Origin of the sequence: Desulfosudis oleivorans Hxd3, from assembly GCF_000018405.1 — a bacterium.
GTDB lineage: Bacteria > Desulfobacterota > Desulfobacteria > Desulfobacterales > Desulfosudaceae > Desulfosudis > Desulfosudis oleivorans.
In genome coordinates, this window is the sequence record NC_009943.1 from 1,545,495 (window position 1) to 1,570,395 (window position 24,901).

Sequence of the window (24,901 nt, forward strand, 5' to 3'; positions counted from 1 at the left end):
ACATTAAATGAAAATGCTGGTCCTGATACGCAACAATTTAAAAATCGACAAACGCATACGGAACAATGTCTCCGCACTGGCTGAACATATGGATTCGATTCATGTGCTGGCCAGGCCCGTGCCGGATGATACTTTTCATCTGAACCATCCCAATGTGACACACAGTTTTTTTAAATACAGGGCCACGGAATCCGATCTTTGCAACAAGATTAAGCGGTTTGCCGAGGAGCGAAAGCTTTTTGCGCAGTTGGCGCGGGCGTTTCCCTTAATCCGTACCACTGACTATTATGATGCGGCGGCGATAGCCCAAAGCAAACGGTATTTGGATATATTGATGCGTTCTGAAAGATGGCATGAGATAAGGAGCAGGAAAAGCGAGCCCATGGAAGACCATATCGCCGTATCTTATCCGCTTGCCTTTTATGATACATCCATGCAATGGGCACTTGAAGCGGAAGCCATAGAGGCGGATATCGTTTACTGCTCCGGTCTGGATACACTGTTATGCGGCGTGGTTCACAAGCAGAAATATGGCAGCCGCCTGATATATGATGCCAGAGATATCTTTTGTGACCTCGCAGCCTATGTTTTCCCTCAATACTACAGTAATGTGCTGGCCCTGTTCGAGCAGCAGTTTATCAAATATGCCGATCTGGTAATAACAACGTCAGACGGCCATGCATCATGGATGAAAAAACATTTTGGGTGCCGTTGCCCTATCTTGACGATTCATAATTGTGTGTCCGCGGATCTTGATGCAATAAAGCCCAAAACATACGCTGGCGGGCCCATCAAACTTTATTTCCACGGATTAAGCGATGCCCCCAAAAAAATTGATGTCATGGTGAAGGCGATCAGCCGGGTCCCCGGGATCGAGCTTGTTTTAAGGTGCGTGGCGTCGGAGAATTTATTGGCAGTCAAAAAACTCGTAAATGATCTGGGTGTGTCTCACAAAGTCCATTTTCTGGATTTGGTGACACCGGAAGAGGTGGCGTTCTATGCAAACAGGGATGGTGATCTGGGGATTCATATTTGGGAAACAGAGAACTGCGTAAATACATTAAGGGCACTGACAAACAAGTTTATTGAATATTTATCGGCAGGCCTGCCGGTGATCACCTCCCCTTTGATTGAGCAGGCGAATATCGTTAACCGGTATGATTGCGGTTATATTCTCAAAGACAATAGCGTTGACAACCTTGTTGATGTGCTGGAAAGCATCCTGGCGCAGGGCCATCAGGAACTGGCGGTTAAATCAGAAAATGCGCTGGCGGCGGCGAAACAGTATTTTGATTGGCATCATTATAAAGAGGTGCTGGTTCAGGCCGTCTTGAACAATAAACATGTGATTAACAGGCTCTCCTTGCGCAAATTGCCGAAAGAAAGCAGGAAAAAATGCAAGAAATGGGAGCGGGAAGACAAAAAAGCGTATAACCTGTATCGCAAGGCGCTGAGGGCATATGAAAAAAGCACTCAGCCAGAGGCCGGACGCCTGGGCCTGGGACGGCCACGAAGTCCGGAAACAAATATCCGGTCGCGTCTATTCGGGAAATTGGCAGCATGGAGAAAAAGATAAATGTATCGGTGGTTGTCCCGGTATATGATGTGGAAGCCTATATAGCGGATTGCTTAAGTTCAATCGTGTCCCAGACCTTGACGGACATGGAAATCATCTGCATTAATGACGGGACCCCTGATGATTCAATGGCAATCGTCCGCGTATTTGCCGGCAGAGACGACAGGATTAAAATTATTAACAAGGAAAACGGTGGGTTGTCTGATACGCGCAATGTGGGAATCGATAATGCCAACGGAGAGTACATCTATTTTATAGACAGTGATGACTATCTGGACATCAGGGCGCTGGAGATGCTGTATGCAAAGGCCGTACAAGAAAACCTGGATATTGTTTATTTCGACACCAAGCCGGTTTTTGAGACCCGTGAACTGAAAGAAAGATTCAGGGGGTGTGAAGCCTATTATTCAAGAAAAAAGGCATACGACGATGTTGTCACCGGACAGGAGAAGCTGGTGGAGATGGCTGAGAATAACGATGTCCTGGTTCCGGTATTTTTGCAGTTTTTCAAAAGAAGTTTCATTCGCGACAATAATATAAAATTTTACAAGGGGATCCTTCATGAAGACAATTTGTTTTCCATGCAGGTTGCCGCCCTGGCCCAACGGGTCAGCCACATAAATGAATGTTTACACATAAGACGCATCAGGCCTGGTTCCATCATGACAGGAGAAAAACGCTTTGCAAATTCCTACGGGTATTTCATCTGTGAGATGGAGCTGATCGAATTTTTAAAGGGCAGGGATGTTTCGGCCGCATTCGGCAAATACATTGATGCCTTTCTCTCTAGTACAAGGCGGTTGGCGATTGATATCATCGACAATTTACCCTTGGAAGAGGTTTTTTATGGTGTGAAGACAATGCCCCCGGACATGCGGAAGGCATATGAGGATATGATTTTAAGCCAGAGTAATAAGAAACCCCATTATGATAGAATAAAAAACAGGAAAAGGGTGTCGGTACTGGCAAAAATCATTGGCATGGGAAAAAAGGGAGAATGCCGTTTCGTCGGTTGAGCGGCTTTCGCATCCGAAAAGAATGGAGTCATGAACAGCCATGAAGGGCGCTTCTAAGTACGTGTCAGCCTGTTCGCTTGTCCAGTATGGTTATGAACTGGTCAACGCCGAAAAGCTGGATCAATCCTTACGATTGGTCCACGATTTTGTAGAGCGGATTATTACCGAGCCCCTGTGTACGGCCCGGGTGTTTGGCTCAAAAGATCTGGATGCGCTCTGTCAGCGGATCGGCAAGGCCAGTCTTGCCTCCGTCACCCGGCAAAAGCAGGGGGACGGAGTTGCCGGCCGGGATTCTGTTTTCGTCTATGTGGTCACAAAGCTGGAAAATTCGGGCGGGCTTCGGCAGGTGATTGAAGACCTTATCAAGGTCCGATTCGAAGCCCGGCACATTATCCTGTCAACGGAACTGGAAGGCCGGTCGGATGTAGGGTACCTGCAGAGCGGCCTGGGCAGACAGGCAAGTGTTCGATTTGAAGGGGCGCCGCAGGGGTCTTACCAGCAACGGCTGGCCTGGCTTCAGCAGCGCCTCCTGGATATCCACCCTCAAAAGGTTTTTTTGTTTAATTATCATCAGGACAGCGTGGCCGTGGCGGCGATTCAACCGGAGATGGGGCTGACCGGCAGTTTCTATCATCATGGCGACCACCATCTGTGTCTGGGCGTATACCTGGACCATCTTGAGCATATTGATCCGCACCCGATGGGGTATCATAACTGCCGTGACGTGTTGTATATTGAAAACAGCTACATTCCGCTGGTTGTTGAGGACAAGGGGCCGCGGCCGCCGGAGCTGCCTTTTTTTTATGACGGGCGGCTCACCACCTGCACGGCGGCCCGGTCCAACAAGGTGGATATACCTTATTTTGTCCGGTATTTTGAAATGGTCCCCCGGCTGTTGAAGACAACCGGAGGCCGGCATGTGCATATCGGCCGACTGCACCCCTGGACATTGTTTAAAATACGACGGGGGCTGAAACGATATGGCATTGCACCGGACAGGTTTGTTTATATTCCCTGGGTGCCGAGTGTCTGGAAGACCCTGCACGAATACCGGGTGGACCTTTATGTCGCGTCTTTCCCCTATGGCGGAGGGCTGACGTTGATTGAGGCCATGGGGGCGGGTGTCCCTGTCGCCCTGCACCGGCATGTGTTTTCAAGGATACTGAGCGGCCTTGATTTGGCTTACCCGGAAGCGTTTTCCTGGCGTTTCCCGGATGAACTGCTGACGTTCTGCGGTTCTGTGACAGCCGATACGCTCAAGGAGGCCAGTCGCCTGGGCCGCAGGCAGTATGAACGGTTTCACCGCCCGGAGATGCTGCGACGGATACTTCAGGGCAACGCCGATGACCTGCCGGCACCGGCCAACCTGTCGGACAGGTTTTCCCCCGAACCCCTTGAGTGGGCGTCATGGATGGAAAAACAGGTAAATATTAAAAATGTTCTGTATAAAGCCGCCTATCGGTTTTACAGACGGCTCAGGGGGCGGTGGCACTTCATGTGATCCCCGGTTCATTCCAGCAGGAAGCGCATGTGATGGATGTTTCGATTATTATCGTCAACTATAACACGGCGGCACTCACCCGGTCGTGTGTGGATTCCATTTTTCAGGAGACTCGGGATATCCGGTTTGAAGTTATTGTTGTGGACAATGGCTCCACCGACGGGTCTTATGCGCTTTTGTCAGGTCTGGGTTATGAAAATTATCAGTATATTTTCAACCAAGACAACCTGGGCTTTTCCAGGGCCAATAACCAGGGGGTGGAAGCGGCAGCCGGTCGTTATCTGTTTTTTTTAAACAGCGACACGGTGTTGCTCAATAACGTTGCCGGTCTGTTGCTCGAATATATGGCACACCATCCCGAGGCCGGCATTGCCGGCCCGCAGTTTTTTAACCCTGACATGAGCCTTCAGGTGTCATGCCGGCGTTTTCCCACAATAGGGTTCGGGCTGATCAAGTTCTTCCCGTTTTTAAAAATACTGTTGCCGCCCTGGTACCGGGCCTACTATATGGCGGATCAGGACTATCGCTCGGTGCAACCGGTTGATACGGTGTCGGCCGGGGCGTTGATGATTTCAAAAGAGCTGTTTGAAGAGATCGGCAGGTTCGATGAAATCAGTTTCATGTACGGAGAGGATGCCGATCTATGCCGGCGTGCCAGGGACAGGGGGAAAAAGGTCGTTTTTTCCCCCGACGCACACCTGATTCATTACGGAGGACAGAGCAGCCGGCTGAACAGCCGGAAAGCCATCTGGTCTTATTATATGGCGTTTTATCATCTTTATAAAAAATATTATTTCAAACAGTTTGCCGTATTGATCAAGCCGCTGTTTATGGCCCGCGCCCTTGTTGCGATGGGGATCGGCCTGTTTAAAAAAGACAAGCGCCTCACCTGGAACAATTAGCCCGAATATTTCATGAAATTTTTCGACTTTTGTTAATTTTTATATAAGATACAGCATGTTGTAATGTATTTCAGGCGTTTTTAAAAATACAAACTGTCATAAGCGGCTTGAGGCATTTTGTGCCATATTTATGCCGAAAAACTTCACCCTTCGGGCGAGTCGCCTTGACCGCAGCTGCTGTGTTGCGGGACATTCGCGGTAGATTGACTACAGCTTCATGTCCCGCGCCTTGCATCTGCGGCCAAATCAACTCGTGAAACATCCGGGTTAGCCCGTATATTTTATGAATCAAATCAATCCGTGCAAGTCCCGGGTTGGATGTGTTCAGACGATTTGCGGGCTGGATTAAATGGCTGATATTTTCTGCCGGGGAAGATAAACGATGGAACATGCCGGTCAATGCAGGACAAAAACGCCAGGGGTGCTTGTCACGGGTGCCAGTGGTTTTATCGGCAGTGCCCTGGTACGGACGTTGGCGGACAAGGCCGTGGTGAAATGTGCCTCACGGGCCTGCTCCACGGTTTCTCCTGTTCAGGGTCTATCGCATGAATGGTTCCATTATGAAAATCTTGCGTCGGCGGACTGGCAGGCCGCTCTGGACGGTGTCGATATGGTGATACATCTGGCGGCCCGTGCCCATGTTCTCAGGGAAACTGCGGCCGATCCTTTTGCGGCCTATGCCAGGGTCAACTGCGACGGCACTCTGGCGTTGGCCGAGCAGGCGGCGAACAACGGGGTCAGACGGTTTGTTTTTGTAAGCACCCTCGGCGTCAACGGCAGAATCACGACACAGGCCGGGTTTACTGAAGAGGACCCGGCAGCGCCCCATGATGATTACAGCCGGTCCAAGCAAATGGCTGAAACCGGATTGAGGCGGCTGGCATCGCAGTCAGATATGGAGGTCGTGGTGATTCGACCGCCCTTGGTTTACGGTCCTGGCGTCAAGGCCAATTTGCTTCACCTGCTTGACTGGGTGTATAAGGGGTGGCCCCTGCCGCTGGCCAACACGGAGAATCGGCGCAGCTTTATCGCTCTGGACAATCTGGTGGATGCCATCATCTGTTGCCTCCACCATCCGGGAGCGGCTGGCCAGACCTTTCTGGTCAGTGACGGCGAGGACTTATCCACTGCCGATCTGGTCAGTCGGATTGCACATTATATGCGGAAACCGGCCCGGCTCTTTCCGGTTCCGGTCTCACTTATGGGGACCGTGCTGCATGCGGCCGGAAAATCAAAGCTGTATGACCGGTTGTGGGGATCGCTGGTGGTGGACTCCCAAAAAATTCGGCGGGTGCTTGGATGGACGCCGCCTATCTCCGTGGATGAGGGGATCCAAAAAATGGTTGAGTGGTATCTTTATGGGCGTTAATCTGTCACATTTCATGAAGCATCCGGGCCGGTGATGACCACTGATCGGAGGGCATATTCATTGCAACAGAGCAGTTATCGGTTGAGAAAAAATAATTTTGATTTGCTTCGTCTGCTGTTCGCCGGAACGGTTTGCCTGGTGCACGTTTATAAGCTTTCCGGATATCCGGAGTTGATGACCGTTACGCGGTATCTGTCATCGGAGGTGGCGGTAAAGGGCTTTTTCGTGATCAGCGGGTTTTTGATTTTTATGAGTTTTGAACGTTCCGCCTCTATGCGTTCCTATGCCGTTAAACGCGTGAGGCGAATTTATCCCGCTTACGGAACGGTAGTCCTGTTATGCGCCATCGGCCTGATAGCGGCCAGTTCCAGAAGCATTGGAGACTATTTTTCACTTGCATGGGTCAAGTATCTTTTTGCCAATCTTACCTTCTTGAACTTTCTGGAGCACACACTGCCAGGTGTTTTTGCCACCAACCGGGTAACGGCCGTTAACGGGGCGTTGTGGACCCTCAAGATTGAAGTGATGTTTTACATGGCGGTTCCCTTCCTTGTGTTTCTGTTCCGCCGGTTCGGTTACTTTCCCATTCTTGTGCTGCTTTATTGTGCATCAGTGGGTTATGCCTTGGGGTGTGCCCGGATGGCCCACCACACCGGCATAGCCATGTACAACGAACTGGGCCGTCAACTGCCGGGGCAGCTTTCCTATTTTGTGGCAGGTGGTTTTTTGTATTATTATCTTCCTGCTTTTGAGCAACGGGCCAGATATTTTGTCGCAGCGGCAGCCGCAGCTCTTGTCGTGGATAAGGTTTACGCCCTGCCGCTTCTTGAGCCGTTGGCCCTTGCCACGGTGGTTGTTTTTTTCGGGCTCTTTTTTTATGTGGGTAATTTTGGGAAGTATGGCGATTTTTCCTACGGTGTTTACATTATACATTTTCCGATCATTCAATTGATTTTTTATTTCGGCTGGTTCCATGGCTCTCCGTGGTTGTTTCTGGCCACCGTGACCGCAACCACGGCTGTCGGCGCAATCGCCATGTGGCATCTTGTGGAAAAACGGTTCTTGCTCCACAGCAGTCACTATGTCGCCGCCACTATTTCGGCTCTGGATGATGGCGTCAGCCGTCATATGGATACCCCGGTTCCAGGGATTTCATAAGAGGCCCAGGATGGGAATTTAGATGACAATCGGTAGCTTCTGGACATACGCGGCATCCCTGCTGCTGGGGGCTGCCGGAGCGTGGGCGGTGGTGCGATGGGGCCACCGCCTGGCCCTGCTGGACCGGCCCGGCCACAGAAGCTCCCATTCGCAAACCACCCCTAAAGGAGGCGGTATCGGTCTGCTGGCGGCGTTTGTTTTGTGCAGCCTTGGGGTTGGCGTGCCTGCCGGCTTTTGGATACCGGCCGTGGTGGTGTCTGGCGCCAGCTTTTTAAACGACCGGCGGGAGATGGGTATAAAGTGGCGGCTGGGGATCCAGTTTCTTGCCGCCGGTCTGTTCCTGGCGGCCTGCGCCATTCCGGGGTTCGATTCCCTTTCTTTCGGCGCGTTCATCGGGCTGGCGCTTTTTTACGCGGTGTTTGTGGCGGGCACGGCCAACTACTACAACTTCATGGACGGGATCAACGGCATTGCCGCCATCACCGGCATGGTGGGGTTCGGTCTGCTGGCGGCTTATGGCTACATGGCCGGAAAACCGGATGCGTTATGGTGTGCCAGCCTGGGAATGGTCTTTGCCTGTGCCGGGTTTCTGCCCTTTAACATTCCCGGCGCTCAGGTTTTCATGGGGGACGTGGGCAGCGTTCTGCTGGGGTTTGTATTTGCGGCCCTGGTGGTGGCCTTTTCCGCATCACCGGCCGAGTTTGTGGCCTGTGCCGGTTTCCTGTTTCCGTTTTATGCCGACGAGCTGTTTACCCTGGTCGAACGGGTGAAGGCCGGCGAGAAAATCACCCATGCCCATCGCCGGCATTTATACCAGGTGCTGGCCAACGAACTGGGCGTGGCCCACTGGAAGGTCTCCGCGGGATATGGTATGGTCCAACTGGCTGTGGGCCTCTGCATCTGGATGCTTGCCGGGGCCGGCCTGTTGTATGCGGCGGCGGCTGTCGGGGTCTTTTCGGTAATATGGGGCGGGGTGGACAGGCGTATCAAAAACCAAGCAAATCTAATTTCACGGGAACGGTCATGAACGCATTCTCAGACAGACGTGTGCTGGTTACCGGGTGTTGCGGTACTGTGGGCAGCGAGCTGGTCCGCCAGCTGCTGGAGGTCTACGGCGTTGGCGAACTGGTTGGCATTGACAACAACGAAAGTGAGCTTTTTTTTGCCCAGCAGCGGTTTGCCGGCCGGCCGGCCCGGTTCTTTCTGGCCGATGTTCGGGACGAGGCCCGGCTGAAGCGGCTTTTCTCCGGCATCGACATCGTGTTTCACACAGCGGCGTTTAAACACGTGGAGCTGTGCGAGGTATCGCCCTTTGAGGCGGTGCAGACCAATATTCACGGGGTTCAGAACGTGGTGTGGGCCGCTGTTGAAAACAGGGTCCGAACGGTGGTGTTCACCAGCTCCGACAAGGCGGTCAACCCCACCAACGTGATGGGCACCTCCAAGCTGATGGGCGAGCGGCTCATGACAGCGGCCAACAGCAACCTGCGGTCCGGCAAAACCGTGTTTGCCGCCACCCGGTTCGGCAATGTGCTGGGCTCCCGGGGTTCGGTGATTCCCATCTTTCGCGAACAGATTCGAAAAGGCGGGCCCGTGACCCTCACCGATCCGGACATGACCCGGTTTATCATGAGCATTCGCCAGGCCGTGCAACTGGTCATTGATTCCGCGGATATCGCCAGGGGCGGGGAGGTGTTTGTCACCAAGATGCCGGTGATCCGCATTGAAGACCTGGCCCGGGTGATGATTGACGATCTGGCCCCCCGGTACGGACATGATCCGGCAGCGGTCACGACAGAGGTGATCGGCACCAAGGCCGGCGAAAAACTCTACGAAGAGTTGATGACCGACGAGGAGACCCGCCGGAGTCTGGAGCTGGCCCGCTATTTTGTGGTGCGGCCTGCGTTCCTTTCTCTTTACCGGGAAATTGATTACACCTATGCGGATATGATCAGCGACAGGGTGGACCGGCCTTACCACTCCGCCAACGAGACACCGTTGACCCAGGCCGAGCTTAGGGCTTTTCTGTATGAGAACAACCTCATCGAAGGCGAAGCGGCCGAACCGTTTCAACCGGCAAAACGGTTTTAAAGCGCTGGATCCGAAAAAGGAGGGGACCATGTCTCACATTCTTATTCTCGGCGGTGACGGCTACCTGGGGTGGCCCACGGCCATGCATTTTTCCGCCCAGGGTGCTGATGTCACCGTTGTGGACAACTATTTTCGCAGAAATGCCTGCATAGAGCTGGATGTTGGCATGCTCTATCCGGTTCCCACCCTGGTCCAGCGGGCCGCCATCTGGCATGAAAAGACCGGCCGTCAGATCAAGGTGGTGATCGGGGATCTGGCCGACCCCGAGGTCATGCGGGGCCTGTTTGACGGCCGGGCCGAATATGCCTGGGCCGTGGACAAAAAGTTTTCCGGAATCCCCGACACCGTTCTCCATTACGCCGAGCAGCCGTCGGCCCCTTATTCACTTATCAATTACCGGTATGCAAACATCACCATTGCCAACAACCTGCTGGTTACCAACAACCTGATGTTTTCCCTGCGGGACTTTTCCCGGCAGACCCACGTGATCCACATCGGCACCATGGGCGAATACGGCACCCCGAATATTGATATCGAGGAAGGGTGGCTTGATATCGAGCACAAGGGCCGGAAGGACCGGTTTCTGTTTCCCCGGCAGGCCAGCTCCCTCTACCATACCACCAAGATCATGGACACCGACCTGATGTGGTTTGCCGTGCGCATGTGGAACCTGCGGATCACCGACCTGATGCAGGGCCCGGTCTACGGGTTTGAAACCACGGAGGCCGAAGGGGACCAGCGGCTGCGCACCATTTTTAATTATGACGAGATATTCGGCACCCTGCTCAACCGCTTTGTCACCCAGGCGGTGGTGGGCTACCCCCTGACGGTATACGGTAAAGGGGGCCAGACAAGGGGCTACCTGAACATCAACGACACCCTGCAGTGCGTGGCCATGTCTGAAAAGACCCCGGCCAAAAGCGGTGAACTGCGGATTTTCAACCAGATCATGGAGACCTTTTCCGTCAACGAACTGGCTGACAGGGTGTGCAACGTGGGCCGGCAACTGGGTTATGACGTAAAAGTTCAGAACCTTGAAAACCCCCGCAAAGAGGCCGAAGAACACTACTATAATCCCGCCTACCAGGGCCTGGTGGACATCGGTGTAAAACCCCATTACCTGACCGATGAGGTGCTGGCCTCTTTTTTTCATGCCGTTGAAACGTATCGGGATAACATTCGGCCTGAGGTTATCTTCAGAGGCATCAAGTGGTAACCAGTTCCCATCCATAAATGGCCCTTTTCCGCAATCTCTGCGTCAAACCGCGGGCTTCCTTGTGCGGCGTACAACAGTACGCCTCCGCATCAGCCCTTGTTTCCCTTGATCTTGCGGAATTCCGCCATGGCGGGACTGGCTTGGAAACACCACAGGGTGTCCATCCATGTTAAATGGATGGACACTAACCCGGATCATTATTGTCCAAAAACGTTTTTAATCATGGCAGGACAGTCTTCCGGTTGTTTATCGAAATCGCTATCGGTATCGGTATCGAAATCGAATTGTATTTACGGCGGTGCTCTCAAAGATTATTTTTCTTATCCTGCTTATCCGTGTACTTTTCTTGGCGGCAAGAAAAGTACCAAAAGAACCGCGCCCCGCAGCTTGGCCTCTGGCTCGCCACGCCACAGGCGTGGCTGCCCTCGCGCAAACGCTTTTTTCGGCGCGGGCAGGAACTCGCCCGCTTCGCGGTGCTCAAACAGCCTGCCCGCTTTTCCCCGAAAAAAGCGTTTGCGCTCGGCTGCGCTGCAATGGGCGGGGCCTGCCATTAATGCCCCGATGGGGTGTATAAAAAAATTTGTTTCTCCAGAGGCAACATGGTTTTCAGTCCTATTCCCGTAATTTGTAAATTCAGATGGTTATAAAGCTTAAAAGTCCTTTTGCGAGCTATTTTGGACACCACTGAACCCGGATATTTCATGAATTTTTCGACATTGGCTAATTTTAATATAAGATACAGTGTGTTGAAATTGATTTCAGGCGTTTTTGAAAATACAAGCTGTCATAAACGATTTGAGGCGTTTTATGTCAATTTTATGTCGAAAAATTTCACCCTTCGGGCGAGTCTCCTTGAATCCTGTACACCATAATTTTAACAAAGAAGGGCAGCCCCGGGATTAAATTCTTGACATCCCCGAAACGCATGCCCTAATATTACCATTTCACTGAACATTTGTTCATTAGAATGCGCACGGCGGGCAGGTCCTGCGGGGCGTAATTTTTGTAACCATAATTAATAAGAGAGGTTATGCAACTATGGCACAGCAACTGGCAGACAGGCGGGACATCGATTTTGTCATCTGGGAACAGCTCGACGGCGAGAAGTTCATCAAGGAGGGCGGGTATGCGGAGTTCAACCGGAAGACCTGCGACCTGATCATCAACGAGGCACGCTCCCTGGCCATCAAGGAGATTCTGCCGTCTCTTGCCGAAAGCGATGAGATCGGTGTGAAGTTTGACAGCGGCACGGTCACGGTGCCGGAATCCTTTGTCCCTTTGCGCAAGCTGATCCTGGAGGGTGAGTGGCAGAACCTGATGGTGCCGCCGGAGATGGGCGGCCAGGGCGCCCCTCCCTTTGTGTCGGCCGCGGCCACCGAATATTTCATGGCCGCCAACTGGCCCCTGTTCACCTATGCCAGCCTGGGATGCAGCACCGCCGGCATGATTCAGCATCACGGCACCGAAGAGCAGAAGAAAAAATATATTCCCAACCTGGTCTCCGGTAAATGGGGCGGCACCATGCTGCTCACCGAGCCCCAGGCCGGCACCGACGTGGGCGCCATTGAGACATCGGCGGTCAAGAACCCGGACGGCACCTATTCGCTGACCGGCAACAAGATTTTCATCACCAACGGCGAGCAGAACCTCACGGAAAACATCATTCACCCGGTTTTGGCCCGCATCGAGGGCCATGATCCCGGCACCAAAGGCATCTCCATCTTCATCGTGCCCAAGTTCATGGTCAATGACGACGGTTCCCTGGGCGAGCGCAACGACATCGTCTGCACCGGTACCGAGGAAAAGATGGGCATTCATGCCAGCGCCACGTGCAGCATGAGCCTGGGTTCCAAGGGCAAGTGCGTGGGCTTTCTGCTGGGTGAGGAAAAGCAGGGCATGAAGATCATGTTCGAGATGATGAACGAGGCCCGCATGGCCACCGGTCTTCAGGCTTTTGCCTATGCGTCGGCCGCTTATCTGATCGCGGTGAACTACGCCAGGGAGCGGATTCAGAGCCGGGATATCATGGATTACAAAAATCCGGCGGCCCCCGGTGTGCCGATTATTAAACATCCGGATGTGCGCAGAAACCTTTTGTGGATGAAGTCCATCGTGGACGGCATGCGCAGCTTCTTCTACTATACCGGTGTTGCGGGGACAAAAGCCGAGATCGTGGAGGATGAAACCGAGCGGCGCCGCAACTCCGGCCTGTTCGAACTGCTCACCCCCCTGATCAAGGAGTACCTGTCCTTCCGGGGCCACGAGGTGTGTGTCCAGGCCATGCAGGTGCTGGGCGGCTCCGGCTACATCAAGGAGTACCTGGTGGAGCAGTACACCCGGGACTGCAAGATCACTACCATCTACGAGGGGTGCAGCGGCGTTCAGGCCATGGACCTGCTGGGCCGCAAGCTGCCCATGGGCGGCGGCAAGGTGTTCGGCAGCTTCATGGACGAAATCAAGAAAACCGTTGAGGCGGCCAAACAGATTGATGCCACCAGCGCGATGGCCCAGCAGATGGAAAAGGTCGCCAACCGCATGGCCGAAGTGGCCATGCACCTGGGCGTCACTGCCATGGAAGGCAAGCTCAGGGAGGCCTTTGCCCACTCCCTGCCGTTCCTTCATGCCATGGGGGACGTGATCATGGCCTGGATGCTGCTGTGGCGGGCCGCTGTGGCGGCCCCGAAGATCGAGGACGCCAAGAAGAGCGACGCGGCCTTCTACCAGGGCCAGGTCAAGACCGCTGACTTTTTCATCCACACCGCGCTGTACGAGACCATGGGGGCCTTTGATGCGATTCAGGCCACCTGCACCGCGGCCCTTGATATTCCGGATGAAGGGTTTGGCGGTTTATAAAACCGGTTGTTGTGTTGTATAACCATGCGGCGTCCGGTTTTTGCCGGACGCCGCTTTTTTCGAAAAACCCTATGATATCCATGGTCATGGAAGGAACCTGTAAATGACAGCAACAGACCCGGCCCCCACCCGGCCCATATGGCTGGCGGACGATAAAAAGCGGGTGCAGATCATTGACCAGAGAATGTTGCCCCATAACCTGGTGATCGTGGACCTGACCACGGTGGACCAGGTAATTGAGGCGATTGGTGAGATGATGGTCCGGGGCGCGCCCCTGATCGGCGTGACCGGGGCCTTTGGTGTCTTTATTGCCGTTCAGAACGCCCTGGAGCGCGGTGATTTTGAGGCGCAGGTCAGAAAAGAGTGCCTGCGGATCAAAGAGGCCCGGCCCACGGCGGTAAATCTCGCCTGGGGCGTGGACCGTGTGTGCGCCGCCGTATTTTCCAAAACCCTGCCGGCCGACTGCCTGGCCGCGGCCCTGGCAGAGGCGTCGGCCATTGCCGAAGAAGAGGTGGACAACTGCCGGAGAATCGGCGTGCACGGGGTTGGCCTGATCGAGACCATCAGCCGTCAAAAAGGCGGTAAAACCGTAAACGTCCTGACCCACTGCAATGCCGGGTGGCTGGCCTGCGTGGAGCATGGCACGGCCACGGCCCCCATCTATAAAGCCTTTGAAAAGCGAATCGATATTCACGTCTGGGTGGACGAGACAAGGCCCTTAAACCAGGGGGCCCGGCTTACCGCCTGGGAGCTGGGCCAGCGGGGCGTTGCCCATACCGTGATCACGGACAACGCCGGGGGCCACCTGATGCAGCACGGCATGGTGGACATGGTGATCGTGGGCACCGACCGCTCCACTTACACCGGCGACGTGGCCAACAAGGTCGGCACCTATCTCAAGGCCCTGGCGGCCCGGGACAACAACATTCCCTTTTATGTGGCCCTGCCCTCCAGCACCTTTGACTGGGAGATGACCGACGGCCTGGCCCAGATTCCAATAGAGGAACGGAACCCCGACGAGGTGCGCTGCGTGGAAGGACTGTGCCCCGACGGCCGGGTGGAAAAGGTGCGCATCGTGCCGGAGAACAGCCGGGCCGCCAACTACGCCTTTGACGTCACCCCGGCCCGCCTGGTCACCGGTTTTATAACCGAGCGGGGCGTGTGCGGCGCCGGCAGGGACCAGGTGCTGGCCCTGTTCCCGGAAAAGCGTTGACACCCTGTGTTGATCTTGCTATAGACGGTGGGCATAAACACCGGGATTTGATATTTATTGCCTGTTTAACGATTCAAAAAGGAGATGGTATAGATGGCGGATTCAAGCAAGACCCAGCATGTTCCCCTGCCAAAGGAGACCGTGGCGTTTTGCTGCGGCAACTGCGGCGCTGTTGCCCTTGATGCGAACAATATCTGCAACCCCGTTGGACGGCTTAAAAAAGCGGACTGGTGCGGATCCAAGGACCTGCCTCCGCCCCAGAGCTGCCACAACCGGGTGAACAACGACCGGTATTCATGCGAAAAGTGCGGCAAAACCGCCATTAACGCACCGCTGCTCTGCGAACCCAAGAAAATGGATATTTCCAAGTAACGGACCTGTAAAACTGTTTTTGTTTTTTACCGGGCGGCGCGGAGAATCCGTGGCCGCCCGGTTTGCGTGGACGTCATGTGGTCTGTTCGGGGTGGGGCGGCGTGATCTCCGGGTATTTGAGAAAAAATCCGGAAAGGCCGGCAGGACTTGCCTCCAGTGCCTGCTGGGGGCAGCACTCCACGCAGCACAGGCAGCTGACGCATTTTTCCTTTTCAAACACCGGGGTCTGCTGTTTTTCCCACACAATGGCCCGGTTGGGGCAGATGTTAAAACAGTCCCCGCACATCACGCAGGTTTCTTTTTTCTTCAGCACCGGCATGCGTCGCATGTACTTGTAAATCACGGTCCGGGCGATAAAATTGTTCAACAGGCTGGCCGTGGTGGTGGAGGTGATGCCCGCCTTGCGTTTCAGTTGTACCGTCTCAATGGAAAGCCCCTTGATCTCGATTTCATCCATGTCTGTGACGCCCAGTCCCCGTTCGCGGCATGCGGCCAGGTGGGGAACGGCCCGAACCCCGTCAATGCGGCCGATGGCCAGCATCACCATGTCCACGGCCGCCTCGTCATACCCGGCCAGCACCAGTCCCACGGGCCGCATGAACCCGTTGGCCGGGCCGCCCGGGCCTTCCATGAGTTTTCGGGCATCCATCACCACGATCCGTTTTTTGCCCTGGGCCAGAAAAGCCTCGTAGTTGTCGGCCAGCACATGGCCGAACTCGGCCGGGTTTCTGCCGTGCAGGTGGCACCGGGCCTTTTCCCCGCCGGGAATGATCCCCCAGTAGTTTTTCACGGCCCCGGTGTAGGCGGCCTCAATGTGGGACTTGGGCCGGCACAGGTTGACGATGCAGTCCGCCTCCACCACGGGTTTGGCGATGTGAAACCGCTTCATGTGGCGGGCTTTAGGGTTTTCTACCAGCACCCCGCCCGACTCAAATTCGGCATAGGCGATTTTTTCTGCTTCCAGCACGGCGTCCATGCCCACACCACGCATGACGCTGGCGGCCCGGTGCCGAAACTGGCCCGGCGAGTCGCCCGCCTTCAGGTTGGCGTTGAGCGGCCGGATAAACCGGGCCACGGCGGCAAGAAAGTCGGCTTCCGTGCAGGCGTTGCGGATTCTCATCAGCAGGTTGGGTTTGAACAGAACAGTGTCGTCGGGCGCGATGTAACGGTCTGCCCCGATCAGGGAGAGGGCCTCGGCGACCGCCGCATCAAGACCTTCATAATCGGCGGTCCGGACAATGGCAACGGTGGTCTTGTATTCCATTATTAACCTCCTGTTTTGATATACGGTTTCCGGTCCTGCAGTTGTTTATTGGGCACCCCACAACGTCCGTGTCATGTCGACAATTGTCTGGCGCTGGTCGCTGTTCAGCGGGCAGAAGGGGGAGTTGTCAAAAGTGGTATCCCGGTTTTCCACGACCAGCAATCTGGCGTCTTTGCTCAGGGTGTGGGTGTGCCATACCGCCTTTTTGACGTTGTAAACCTTTAAAGGCGCCATGTCTTCCGCGAATACTGTTGTCACTGTGTCTTCACCCTCGCCGATAAACAGGATACAGCGGCCGGCCAGCAGCACAAACACCTCGTCGGTCTCGTTGTGGCGCTGCATGGAGGCAAGGTTTTCCGGCAGCAGGTCGTCGCTGTAGTTTAATATGGCCACCCGCCAGCTTTGATAATCGACCACGGGCCGGTAGCCCTCATTATTATATTCGCGGACCTCAAGCAGGGATTCAGGAACATTCATTTTTTTCACCGGCCAAAAGCATATTCTTGAAAAGCGGTTCTATTGTTTCCGGCTGTTTTTTTCCTCAGGGGTGACCTGTTGCTGCGGCCTCATGAGTCCGGCCAGTCCTCTGGAGGCTCTGCCGATGGGGCAGTAGGTAAACGGGCAGTAGCGGCAGCCGAGTGCCCCCAGAGATACAAGCGCGGTTGCGAACACAGCCAGCCACAGCCCTGTCAGGGGTGCCCCGCCCAGCCGCCAGGCATAGGGCAGGGGAATGATCGAGAGGACCGCAAAGGAGACAATGTCCAGCCAGAGGCCGATGGCCAGGGGCGTGCCCGGCCGCTGCGCAAACATCAGGGGCACCAGCCGGCCCATGATGGTGGAGCAGTTTTTCCCGTAGTAAGGGCAGGGCGCGCAGATCAGGTAGCGCAGGGGAACAAAAAACAGGAAGAAGGCCGTCAGCCAGACGTCCAGCATGACCCGGCTGGTATGCCACAGGATATAAAGGGCCATGCCCACAATCACCGGCCAGGGCAGGAATGTGATAAAGGCGACATATTTCGGCCAGGGCGGGTCGGGCGGGCAGCCCGCACATGCAGGGGCTTTTTCTGTGGTATCCGGTTTTTTCATTTTCCCTCCCTTTTTCTGTTGTGACATGAGATAGAAAACACTAAAAACGTTAATAAATCAAGGAATCATGTTGATGTTTCTTTACCGGGTCGCTGCCGGTGCTGATCTTTTCCACAACATCATTTTCCCAATGCTTGATTTTCCGGCAAGCAGCGATTATGGTCTAACCCGGATATTTTATGAACTATCCGGGTTAAAAAACATCATATCGGGCGAGAGGCCTTTTCGATTATGCAGAATGATTTTGTCCACAGGTTTTTGTTTGACGAGGCGGATCTCATTATGGAGGATGAGAAACGATCTGTGCCGATGGTGATGGATGCCAGCAAAGAAGGGTGGGTCGGTATTCCCCATGGCGGCATCGGCATGGGCGCGATTGTTGAACTGGCCAATGACTTTGCTCATTGCACATGCGACAACGATCTCAAATACCCGGTTCAGTGCAGTTTTCGCATGGGGGGCAGTGAGGTGAGAGTCGGCGATGCGGTCACCGTGGAGGCGGTCCCCACCGGGTCCGGTATATCCGGCCGCGTCATCCCTGAAGGATCAGAAACTCCCTATATTACAGCTGAAATCGGGTGTGGAGTGGAAAACCCGGAGCCGGAGGATGGCTTCAGAGAATATATCCCGGAAAACTTTTCCCGTCTGTCCGGCAGGCTCGAGCACATCCCGTACTATCTGAACTGTTTTGTCTGCGGGGTCAACCGTTCGGCGCCGGGGCTGAAACGGCAGTTTCATCTATGGGAAAGTCCGCATGGCAGTATTGCCTGTGCTTTTTCCGGGTTTAATACCGAAGATCCGGAGACCATCCATCGCTTCAGCCGGAAGGGCTGGCTGCACCCCATCACTCAGCTCGCCGTACTGGATGAAACCATGGGGTGGGGCGGTTTTCTCGCTTTTGCCAACGGCGGGGTTTCGGTGCGTCTTAACTTTACCCTGTTGCGGAAAATCGGCGTGGACGAAAAGATTGTGTTTTTCGGACGCGGTGAAAAGGTTAAGGGGAAAATTGACAAACGCATGTTTTTCTGGGCCTCGGGCTGTGGCGCGGTGGTGCGTGATGATGGTGCATTGGAAGTGGTGACCGCTTCTTCAGGTCAGTGGTATGCCCTCAAGTCCCTTACCGATCAGATGGAAAACGAGCTCATTCCCAAGGAGCAGACCCAAAAAATTTTTGCGATTGCCCAAACCGTGGCTTCATGTAAAAACGAGTAAAAACAAATGCGGTTAACCCGGATATTTCATGGGTTGGTTTGATCGCGACACAGCAGATGCGGCTAAAACGGTTCGTCCGAAGGGTTAAATTTCTTGATATAAAATTAACGTAAAATGCTTCCATTCCTGGGTCTGTGAGCCCCGGTTTATGATTTCGGTGCCGGGGTTTTTTCTGTTTTCCAGGGGCGGATGTCGGCACTTCTTTTTTGCCCGGAAGGGTGGCCTTTGTGAAAAAAAACCGGGCGACCCCCTGTTGCGGGTTCGCCCGGCGTTTGAAATTCCGATATGGTCCGGTCAGGGCGCCATTCGCACCATGCCCAGCATCGTTCCGCTGTAGAGGGCGCCGTCCATGCCGATTTCAGTGGCGGCATAGGCGCTGTTGCAGGCCGGTGTGGCGCCATAGACGTAACTGAATACCGATTTGCCGGTGGTCCAGTTCAGCGCCTCAAAGGTCCACACCCCCAGCCAGTTCTGGCCGACATCATATATCAGGTTGGTGGCCTGGCTCATGGACGGGATGCCGTTGGGCAGGCTCACCGTTCTGTTGACCCAGGCGCTGTTCAGTGTTCTGGTGGCAGGGTTCCATTCAAACTTTTCCGCGCCGTAGGGTGCGACAAGATTTACGCCGGACAGCAGGATGCTGAACACCTGGTTGCTCAGCGGCACTTTCAACTGGTTGTTGACCACCAGGGCGCCATAGCCCCTCACGCACACGGACTGTTCGGACAGGGTGTCCGTGGCATAGGGGTCGCCGAAGGTCACCGGCACCTGGGCCGCGATGCGCCGGCTCTTTGTGCCCGGTATCTGCTGCCAGTCGGCCGGAATTTTGTCGCGCCAGAAAAGAACCAGGTGCATCACGGGCTGGGCGTCGGTGATCACCACGAACCGGTCGTCCGAGCCGCTTCCCATCAGCGTGGGCGTGGCTCCTGATCCGTCGCCCAGGCGCACGCCCGAGGCCTCGCCGGTTTCATACCCGGCGGTCCACCCGCCAAAGGCCGGGTCCGTGGTCAGCCCGTTGCCGGTCCACTGCACCCGGTACATGTTCAGGTTGGTTACCACATAGATGCCGCCGTCCTCGTCGCAGGCGATAGAGTTGGATATCTGTTCGTCCGGTCCGAAGCTGTAGTAATAAGCGCGGGAAAAATCCCGGGAGACGGCCCCCACCAGGCCGTGACTGGTGGCAAACACCAGCATGCCGTCCCAGGTCATGGAAAGCCCCACGATTTTTTCCTCCGGGGCGGCCAGCATGGACGCGGGAATTTCATAGGTCCGCTTGACCACGATTTTCGAATACCGTTTTCCGGTAACACTGTCGCCAAAGGCAAAGATTTTGGTAAACCGCGGCATGTAGAAAATGTTGTTTTTGTCCACCAGGGTGTAGGCGCCGGAAAGAATTTCGTCGGTGGAAAAGATCGACGAAATGGATAAATTTTCTTTTTTCATCACCCGAATGTAATTCAGCGAGGTGTCTGCCTTAAAGACGTCGGTGGAGGAACTGCCCCACACAACGCGCCCGCCGTCCGGGTAGACCCCGGAAATGGCCAGGGTGATCAGGCCGGGCATGCCGAAGTTCAGGGAAGACTTTGTGCCCATGGTTACGGCCTTGGGCCCCGGATAAGGGGATGATGCCTGGCAGTAGGGATTGGCATGGCTCATGGGCCAGGGGGAGTTTGCCACAAACGGATTCCGGGGTGGTTCATCGGTAAGGTTTAACGGCGGCGGGGTCGGCCCCATGGCAAATGTCTGTACTGAGAAAAGCGCTACAACCCACAGCGCTACGCATATTACCGATACCCATTTTGTTGTTTTTTTCATTACGTCTCCCCTTTTTTGCGTGGTTGAGGTAAAGATTTTTCCACAGGTGTGGAGAAACTATCACGGGGCCCTTTCCGGTGTCAAGAAAAACCTCCCTGCCAGTTGCGACGGGCGCCGGGGCGGCAATTGCTTTGCGGCAAGGACGGTGCAGGTTGACAGAAAATCACGGTTGGTCTAGGTTCAGGCCATGAAACAGACAAAAAAGAAAGCAAAACCCAAGGTGCCGGTCGCCGCGGAAGAGACCGGCTCCAAAGGTGAGGCCACCCGGCAGAAAATCATCGCCGCCGCCCGAAAGGTGTTTACCCGCCATCCCTACCACGCCGCCAGCATCCGCATGATCGGAGAGGAGGGCGGGTTTGACTACTCCATCATTCACCACTATTTCACCAAGGCCGAGCTGTTCCGGGCCGTGGCGAGGCAGCTTTATGAAGAGCTGGTCACGGCATACCGGGAATGGATCGACGGCGTGGAACACCTGACGCCCACGGAAGGCCTGAAGATTTACCTGGACCGGTCCCTGGATTACCTGTTTGAACATCCCGATGTCATGGAGGTGCTGACCCAGAACGCCGGCCACATGAAGATCGACCCCGACCCGCCGGGGTTTGATTTTTTCACCCGCTACTTTCGGGAAATCGAGGCCATCTTTATTGAGAAAATCAGCGTCCTCACCATGCAGCCGGAACTGTCCATGTGGAGTTACACCATGATGGCCCTTCACACGGCCTTTGTCGGCTCGGCCACCTACCACGGCAAGGCCCTGGGCATGGATCCGCAGTCAAAGGAATACAGAGAATGGGTCAAAGAGGCGCTTCTTTCTCTTTTTGCTCCGCCCCTGGAAAAGTTCATTGAAGCGGCCGTTGAAAACCGGCGGTCGTCTTGACGCCTTTTAAAAGAAAGAGGTAGTCTCTCTCATGTACAAGCACCGCCAGTACCGCTCGTTTGTAAGCTATATCGACCGCAGCCGGGAGTATTACGCGGCCCAGGGCTATGACAGGCCCTATGCCTGGCCCCACTACGACGATGTGCCCTTTGCGCCGCTTTCAAAGCCGCTGGCCCAGTCCCGGGTGGGGCTGGTGACCACCGGGGAAAAGCCCGGCCCCTCCGGCACCATCACCATGGAAGTGCTGCTCGGGCGCGACGCCTATGCCGAACCAATGGACCCGCCGCCCCAGAGTCTTTCCACCGACCTGCTTTTCTGGGACAAAGCGGCCACCCACACAAAGGACATCAACAGCTTTCTTCCCATAAACCAGTTGAACGGGGCCGTGGCCGCCGGCCGGGTCGGGTCGGCCTCGGCCCGCTATTACGGCATTCCCACCGATTACAGCAAAAGTCGCACCGTCGACCGTCACGCCCCGCAAATCCTGGAATGGTGCCGCGAGGACGGCGTGGATGCCGTGATCCTCACGGCCCTCTGACCGGTCTGCCACCAGACCGTGAGTCTGGTCGCCCGGCACCTGGAGGAAAACGGCCTTGCCACCGTCATTATGGGCAGCGCCCGGGACGTGGTGGAGGAGTGCGGTGTGCCCCGGTTCCTGTTCACGGATTTTCCCCTGGGCAACCCCTGCGGCAAACCCTGGGACGTTCCCATGCAGCAGGCCATCATGAAAATGGCCTTAGACCTGCTGGAATCGGCCTGGACGCCCCGCACCACGGTCCAGACGCCTTTCTGCTGGGACAGTGACGAGTGGCGGGACAACTTCATGCGGGTTGACGACACCAACCGCGAAGTCCTGGCCAAGGAAGGCGAGGCCCGGCGACAGTTCCAGGTTGCAATGAAAAAGGGACAGTCGCCCTGAGTCTGCTTTCATTTTCCATATTCCTGTAATTTTATTGAATTCCAAAAATTGAAGGATTGTTTAAGGATGACGGCTTTTATTCGCGGCTTTCTCGCCGACAACTGCAATCAGTGCGGAAAATGTCTTGCCGGATGTCATTACGGCGATTTTACGGCAACACAGGCCCGGGTGGTCATGCAGAAAATCACGGCCGGCCCGCAATGGGTTCCGGAACTGGCCGGCTGCATCCGGTGCGGCAAGTGCGATTATCGCTGCCCGGATGACGCCCGGCCCGGCAGTCTGATGCGGGAGTGCTTTGAATACAGGCGCCGCGCCGATGGCGGCATTCCCTCTTCCATGGCCTACGCGATCAACGGCATGGCTGCGGAAGGGTGGAGCGCGAATTTCTTCCGGGATGTATATAAGGGCCTTGGCGCGGCCGACAAAAAAATCTTAAACGACTGGGCGGCGCCCAAGAAAAGCAAAGACCTGCTTTTTGTCGGCTGCACCGACCGCATGATGCCGGCCGCGGTGGAAAGCTCGAAGGTCCTGCGCAACGCGGCCAAGTTCGGCGGCCCGGACGACTGCTGCGGCGTCTGGGCCATTCAGGCCGGGCTGTTGGAGGAAGGCTTTCGCATCGGGGAACGGCTCATCAACCGTCTCAAGGAAAACCGCTTCGACCGCCTGATCGTGGGCTGCGGCCATTGCCAGAAAGTCCTGACCCGCATCCTGCCGGAAACTTTCGGCCTGACAGTGCCGTTTCCCATCATCAGCATCTATGAATATTTTCTCGAGAGGATCGAAACCGGTTCCGCCCGCGTCACTCGTCCTTTAAAAACCGACGCGGCCATATCCGACCCCTGTTTCGGGTATGAGAACGGCGCCGCCTATCTGGAGGTGGTTCGCCGGCTGGCCGCCGCCATCGGCCTGAGCGTTTCCGAACTGCCGCACAACCGTGAAGACGCCCTCTGCTGCGGTTACGGCGGTTTGTTCAACGACGGCAGAATCGCGCGCGTCGTGACAACCGCCGCGGTCAAGCGCAGGGACCTGGCTGCGGCCGGCAAAAAGCATGTGGTCAGCTATTGTCCGGGGTGCCATCTTCTGGTCCACTATTTCCAGCCCGGGTATAAGTCCCACTACCTTCTGGAAGACGTTCTCTCGGCCCTGGGGGATCCGGTGGCCGCGCCGTTTTCCATCTTTTATCGCCGCCTGGCCCGGCCGCGCATGGCCTGGAACCTTTTGAAAGTCTCTCCCAGCGCGCTAAGGCTTTCAAATATTAGCTCTCCATCATGTGAAATCCATCCTGACGCACGTCATGACTGAAGCTGTTGCTGAGTCGGAATATATCCTTCTGAATTATAGAAATACCTGCCGATGCCGCTGGCCGCGCCGGTGATCAGAACATGCATTTCAGGCTTCCCCCGGTTCCTTGATATAAAGGATTTTGGCGAGCTTCTGCATGGGCATGCCCCGCCGGAAAAGCAGGAACTGGGCCAGCACAATAAAAAGCGGCACGCCGATCAGGTATCCCAGCAGGATGCTGCCGGTCAGGTCGCGCAGCCCCATGACCATCAGGGCCGCCACAATGGCCAGGCCCAGGCAGGCGACCCACTGGGCGCCGAAGGAAGCGGCCAGCAGGGGAATGGGGCCGGGCAGCCGGTCGGCCGGGATCGTGGGATCCTGGCGGGCCCCTTCGGGTATGAAGTTGATAACCGCGTAGATCAGCATGGGCGCGAAAAACACGGCCATGCCCACCAGGGTCCACCATACATTGCTTTTCCAGAAGAAGGCCAGGCCCATGTGCCTGCCCGGCTCCCACAGCACGCCGTCGTGAACCGAGGCGTCATAGAGGAACCGTTGGTACCCGGTGGTATCCCATCCGCACACCAGGATAAACCAGAACAGGATCCAGGCCCACATCCAGTTGGCATGGGCCGCGTAATAGTTTTTCCGGCGGATAAACAGCCAGGTGATGTAAAACCCGAGAATCCCCTGGGTGATGTTGGTCACCGCGAAGCCGCAGACCAGCCATGCCGGCAGGTCCGTAAAAGTCGTTGCCACCTGCATGGTCTCCCATTGAACAAACTGCCAGAGCAGGTAAATTCCGGAAGGCGCGAAAAGGATGGAGAGAAACAGCAGGGTAAAGGTGTACCACTTGTTAGTGAACGGCTTTTCCTGTTTGTCGAGCTGCCGGGCCGCGCAGGCGGCAAAACCGGCGCCAAAGGCATACGCCCATACCACATCAACCTGGACCATGGGGGGACCTCCTTATAAAGGGGTTGGGTTACTCTTCGGTCTTTTATCTTACTCGCACTCTTACTCTTAGTCGTGCTCGTGCTCGTTCTCGCAATCGGTCACTTCGATACCGATCCCGATTGCGATTTGGATAAGTCAATGAACTTTACCCTGGCTTTACAAAACGACCTGTCCGTTTTCCCGGGTTAAAAATTTTCAGATATCCCCCTTGAAGCCTTCC

The 24,901-nt window shown here is 55.3% G+C and carries 23 protein-coding genes; 18 read left to right on the forward strand and 5 right to left on the reverse strand.

Annotated features, from left to right (window positions below; all coding sequences use genetic code 11):
* Positions 1–7: 7 nt before the first annotated feature.
* The 13 genes from DOLE_RS06635 to DOLE_RS06695 all read left to right on the forward strand — a co-directional run bounded on the left by DOLE_RS06635 (position 8) and on the right by DOLE_RS06695 (position 15,267).
* Positions 8–1,576 (forward strand): glycosyltransferase, encoded by a 1,569-nt coding sequence (locus DOLE_RS06635; RefSeq protein WP_012174718.1) that lies wholly within the window; start codon positions 8–10, stop codon positions 1,574–1,576.
* On the forward strand, positions 1,561–2,592 hold the full coding sequence (locus DOLE_RS06640) for a glycosyltransferase (RefSeq protein WP_012174719.1): 1,032 nt from the start codon (positions 1,561–1,563) through the stop codon (positions 2,590–2,592). Before DOLE_RS06635 ends, DOLE_RS06640 begins: the two co-directional genes overlap by 16 nt.
* Before the next feature lie 40 nt (positions 2,593–2,632).
* Positions 2,633–4,093 carry a glycosyltransferase family 4 protein gene (locus tag DOLE_RS17180; RefSeq protein ID WP_012174720.1) on the forward strand — a complete coding sequence of 487 codons (1,461 nt, stop codon included), beginning with the start codon at positions 2,633–2,635 and terminating at the stop codon, positions 4,091–4,093.
* A 32-nt stretch (positions 4,094–4,125) separates the two neighbouring features.
* The gene (locus DOLE_RS06650) at positions 4,126–4,995 is read left to right on the forward strand and encodes a glycosyltransferase family 2 protein (RefSeq protein ID WP_012174721.1); all 870 of its coding nucleotides are present in this window, start codon (positions 4,126–4,128) and stop codon (positions 4,993–4,995) included.
* A 382-nt stretch (positions 4,996–5,377) separates the two neighbouring features.
* Positions 5,378–6,364 carry an NAD-dependent epimerase/dehydratase family protein gene (locus tag DOLE_RS06655; RefSeq protein WP_012174722.1) on the forward strand — a complete coding sequence of 329 codons (987 nt, stop codon included), beginning with the start codon at positions 5,378–5,380 and terminating at the stop codon, positions 6,362–6,364.
* A gap of 33 nt (positions 6,365–6,397) precedes the next feature.
* A complete protein-coding gene (locus tag DOLE_RS06660; RefSeq protein ID WP_012174723.1) occupies positions 6,398–7,522 on the forward strand; it encodes an acyltransferase family protein in 1,125 nt (374 codons plus the stop codon).
* Between the two features lie 22 nt (positions 7,523–7,544).
* Positions 7,545–8,549: an MraY family glycosyltransferase gene (locus DOLE_RS06665; protein ID WP_012174724.1), complete on the forward strand. Its 1,005-nt coding sequence runs from the start codon at positions 7,545–7,547 to the stop codon at positions 8,547–8,549.
* Positions 8,546–9,613 carry an SDR family NAD(P)-dependent oxidoreductase gene (locus tag DOLE_RS06670; protein WP_012174725.1) on the forward strand — a complete coding sequence of 356 codons (1,068 nt, stop codon included), beginning with the start codon at positions 8,546–8,548 and terminating at the stop codon, positions 9,611–9,613. Before DOLE_RS06665 ends, DOLE_RS06670 begins: the two co-directional genes overlap by 4 nt.
* A 28-nt stretch (positions 9,614–9,641) precedes the next feature.
* On the forward strand, positions 9,642–10,829 hold the full coding sequence (locus DOLE_RS06675; RefSeq protein WP_012174726.1) for an NAD-dependent epimerase/dehydratase family protein: 1,188 nt from the start codon (positions 9,642–9,644) through the stop codon (positions 10,827–10,829).
* Positions 10,830–11,029: 200 nt separating this feature from the next.
* Positions 11,030–11,383 carry a hypothetical protein gene (locus DOLE_RS06680; RefSeq protein ID WP_153304376.1) on the forward strand — a complete coding sequence of 118 codons (354 nt, stop codon included), beginning with the start codon at positions 11,030–11,032 and terminating at the stop codon, positions 11,381–11,383.
* Between the two features lie 484 nt (positions 11,384–11,867).
* On the forward strand, positions 11,868–13,682 hold the full coding sequence (locus DOLE_RS06685) for an acyl-CoA dehydrogenase (RefSeq protein ID WP_012174728.1): 1,815 nt from the start codon (positions 11,868–11,870) through the stop codon (positions 13,680–13,682).
* Between the two features lie 103 nt (positions 13,683–13,785).
* Complete coding sequence (gene mtnA, locus DOLE_RS06690; protein ID WP_012174729.1) at positions 13,786–14,895, forward strand: S-methyl-5-thioribose-1-phosphate isomerase; 1,110 nt, start codon at positions 13,786–13,788, stop codon at positions 14,893–14,895.
* Between the two features lie 93 nt (positions 14,896–14,988).
* Entirely contained in the window at positions 14,989–15,267 is a 279-nt protein-coding gene (locus DOLE_RS06695) for a hypothetical protein (RefSeq protein ID WP_012174730.1), read from the forward strand.
* A gap of 73 nt (positions 15,268–15,340) precedes the next feature.
* Here DOLE_RS06695 and DOLE_RS06700 read toward each other — a convergent pair whose 3' ends face one another.
* From DOLE_RS06700 to DOLE_RS06710, 3 genes are read right to left on the reverse strand one after another with little or no spacing between them, the layout of a single operon-like run.
* Positions 15,341–16,531: a DUF362 domain-containing protein gene (locus DOLE_RS06700; RefSeq protein WP_012174731.1), complete on the reverse strand. Its 1,191-nt coding sequence runs from the start codon at positions 16,529–16,531 to the stop codon at positions 15,341–15,343.
* A 45-nt stretch (positions 16,532–16,576) separates the two neighbouring features.
* The gene (locus DOLE_RS06705) at positions 16,577–17,008 is read right to left on the reverse strand and encodes a hypothetical protein (RefSeq protein ID WP_012174732.1); all 432 of its coding nucleotides are present in this window, start codon (positions 17,006–17,008) and stop codon (positions 16,577–16,579) included.
* A 39-nt stretch (positions 17,009–17,047) separates the two neighbouring features.
* On the reverse strand, positions 17,048–17,617 hold the full coding sequence (locus tag DOLE_RS06710; protein WP_012174733.1) for a hypothetical protein: 570 nt from the start codon (positions 17,615–17,617) through the stop codon (positions 17,048–17,050).
* 282 nt (positions 17,618–17,899) lie between these two features.
* Here DOLE_RS06710 and DOLE_RS06715 point away from each other — a divergent pair, with 282 nt between their 5' ends.
* Positions 17,900–18,829, forward strand: coding sequence for a hypothetical protein (locus tag DOLE_RS06715; RefSeq protein WP_153304377.1), 930 nt, complete (start codon positions 17,900–17,902; stop codon positions 18,827–18,829).
* Positions 18,830–19,123: 294 nt separating this feature from the next.
* Here DOLE_RS06715 and DOLE_RS06725 read toward each other — a convergent pair whose 3' ends face one another.
* Entirely contained in the window at positions 19,124–20,644 is a 1,521-nt protein-coding gene (locus tag DOLE_RS06725; RefSeq protein ID WP_012174735.1) for a hypothetical protein, read from the reverse strand.
* 187 nt (positions 20,645–20,831) lie between these two features.
* Here DOLE_RS06725 and DOLE_RS06735 point away from each other — a divergent pair, with 187 nt between their 5' ends.
* The 4 genes from DOLE_RS06735 (at position 20,832) to DOLE_RS06745 (ending at position 23,748) form a co-directional block, all read left to right on the forward strand.
* A complete protein-coding gene (locus DOLE_RS06735; RefSeq protein WP_012174736.1) occupies positions 20,832–21,527 on the forward strand; it encodes a TetR/AcrR family transcriptional regulator in 696 nt (231 codons plus the stop codon).
* Positions 21,528–21,558: 31 nt separating this feature from the next.
* Positions 21,559–22,065, forward strand: coding sequence for a hypothetical protein (locus DOLE_RS17185; protein ID WP_052294263.1), 507 nt, complete (start codon positions 21,559–21,561; stop codon positions 22,063–22,065).
* A gap of 18 nt (positions 22,066–22,083) precedes the next feature.
* A complete protein-coding gene (locus DOLE_RS17190) occupies positions 22,084–22,446 on the forward strand; it encodes a hypothetical protein (protein ID WP_052294264.1) in 363 nt (120 codons plus the stop codon).
* Between the two features lie 66 nt (positions 22,447–22,512).
* Entirely contained in the window at positions 22,513–23,748 is a 1,236-nt protein-coding gene (locus DOLE_RS06745) for a (Fe-S)-binding protein (protein ID WP_012174737.1), read from the forward strand.
* 87 nt (positions 23,749–23,835) lie between these two features.
* Here DOLE_RS06745 and DOLE_RS06750 read toward each other — a convergent pair whose 3' ends face one another.
* Positions 23,836–24,681 carry a hypothetical protein gene (locus tag DOLE_RS06750; protein ID WP_012174738.1) on the reverse strand — a complete coding sequence of 282 codons (846 nt, stop codon included), beginning with the start codon at positions 24,679–24,681 and terminating at the stop codon, positions 23,836–23,838.
* Between the last annotated feature and the right edge of the window lie 220 nt (positions 24,682–24,901).

What these genes read in the sequence shown, in the direction of transcription:
- DOLE_RS17180 (WP_012174720.1), top strand. Translation starts at nt 2,633, where the DNA reads ATGAAGGGCGCTTCTAAGTACGTGTCAGCCTGTTCGCTTGTCCAGTAT.
- DOLE_RS06700 (WP_012174731.1), bottom strand. Translation starts at nt 16,531, where the DNA reads ATGGAATACAAGACCACCGTTGCCATTGTCCGGACCGCCGATTATGAA.
- DOLE_RS06735 (WP_012174736.1), top strand. Translation starts at nt 20,832, where the DNA reads ATGAAACAGACAAAAAAGAAAGCAAAACCCAAGGTGCCGGTCGCCGCG.
- DOLE_RS06650 (WP_012174721.1), top strand. Translation starts at nt 4,126, where the DNA reads ATGGATGTTTCGATTATTATCGTCAACTATAACACGGCGGCACTCACC.
- DOLE_RS17185 (WP_052294263.1), top strand. Translation starts at nt 21,559, where the DNA reads ATGTACAAGCACCGCCAGTACCGCTCGTTTGTAAGCTATATCGACCGC.
- DOLE_RS06710 (WP_012174733.1), bottom strand. Translation starts at nt 17,617, where the DNA reads ATGAAAAAACCGGATACCACAGAAAAAGCCCCTGCATGTGCGGGCTGC.
- DOLE_RS06725 (WP_012174735.1), bottom strand. Translation starts at nt 20,644, where the DNA reads ATGAAAAAAACAACAAAATGGGTATCGGTAATATGCGTAGCGCTGTGG.
- DOLE_RS06660 (WP_012174723.1), top strand. Translation starts at nt 6,398, where the DNA reads ATGACCACTGATCGGAGGGCATATTCATTGCAACAGAGCAGTTATCGG.
- DOLE_RS06715 (WP_153304377.1), top strand. Translation starts at nt 17,900, where the DNA reads ATGGAGGATGAGAAACGATCTGTGCCGATGGTGATGGATGCCAGCAAA.
- DOLE_RS06695 (WP_012174730.1), top strand. Translation starts at nt 14,989, where the DNA reads ATGGCGGATTCAAGCAAGACCCAGCATGTTCCCCTGCCAAAGGAGACC.
- DOLE_RS06685 (WP_012174728.1), top strand. Translation starts at nt 11,868, where the DNA reads ATGGCACAGCAACTGGCAGACAGGCGGGACATCGATTTTGTCATCTGG.
- DOLE_RS06670 (WP_012174725.1), top strand. Translation starts at nt 8,546, where the DNA reads ATGAACGCATTCTCAGACAGACGTGTGCTGGTTACCGGGTGTTGCGGT.
- DOLE_RS06655 (WP_012174722.1), top strand. Translation starts at nt 5,378, where the DNA reads ATGGAACATGCCGGTCAATGCAGGACAAAAACGCCAGGGGTGCTTGTC.
- DOLE_RS06665 (WP_012174724.1), top strand. Translation starts at nt 7,545, where the DNA reads ATGACAATCGGTAGCTTCTGGACATACGCGGCATCCCTGCTGCTGGGG.
- DOLE_RS06635 (WP_012174718.1), top strand. Translation starts at nt 8, where the DNA reads ATGAAAATGCTGGTCCTGATACGCAACAATTTAAAAATCGACAAACGC.
- DOLE_RS06705 (WP_012174732.1), bottom strand. Translation starts at nt 17,008, where the DNA reads ATGAATGTTCCTGAATCCCTGCTTGAGGTCCGCGAATATAATAATGAG.
- mtnA (WP_012174729.1), top strand. Translation starts at nt 13,786, where the DNA reads ATGACAGCAACAGACCCGGCCCCCACCCGGCCCATATGGCTGGCGGAC.
- DOLE_RS06750 (WP_012174738.1), bottom strand. Translation starts at nt 24,681, where the DNA reads ATGGTCCAGGTTGATGTGGTATGGGCGTATGCCTTTGGCGCCGGTTTT.
- DOLE_RS06745 (WP_012174737.1), top strand. Translation starts at nt 22,513, where the DNA reads ATGACGGCTTTTATTCGCGGCTTTCTCGCCGACAACTGCAATCAGTGC.
- DOLE_RS06640 (WP_012174719.1), top strand. Translation starts at nt 1,561, where the DNA reads ATGGAGAAAAAGATAAATGTATCGGTGGTTGTCCCGGTATATGATGTG.
- DOLE_RS06675 (WP_012174726.1), top strand. Translation starts at nt 9,642, where the DNA reads ATGTCTCACATTCTTATTCTCGGCGGTGACGGCTACCTGGGGTGGCCC.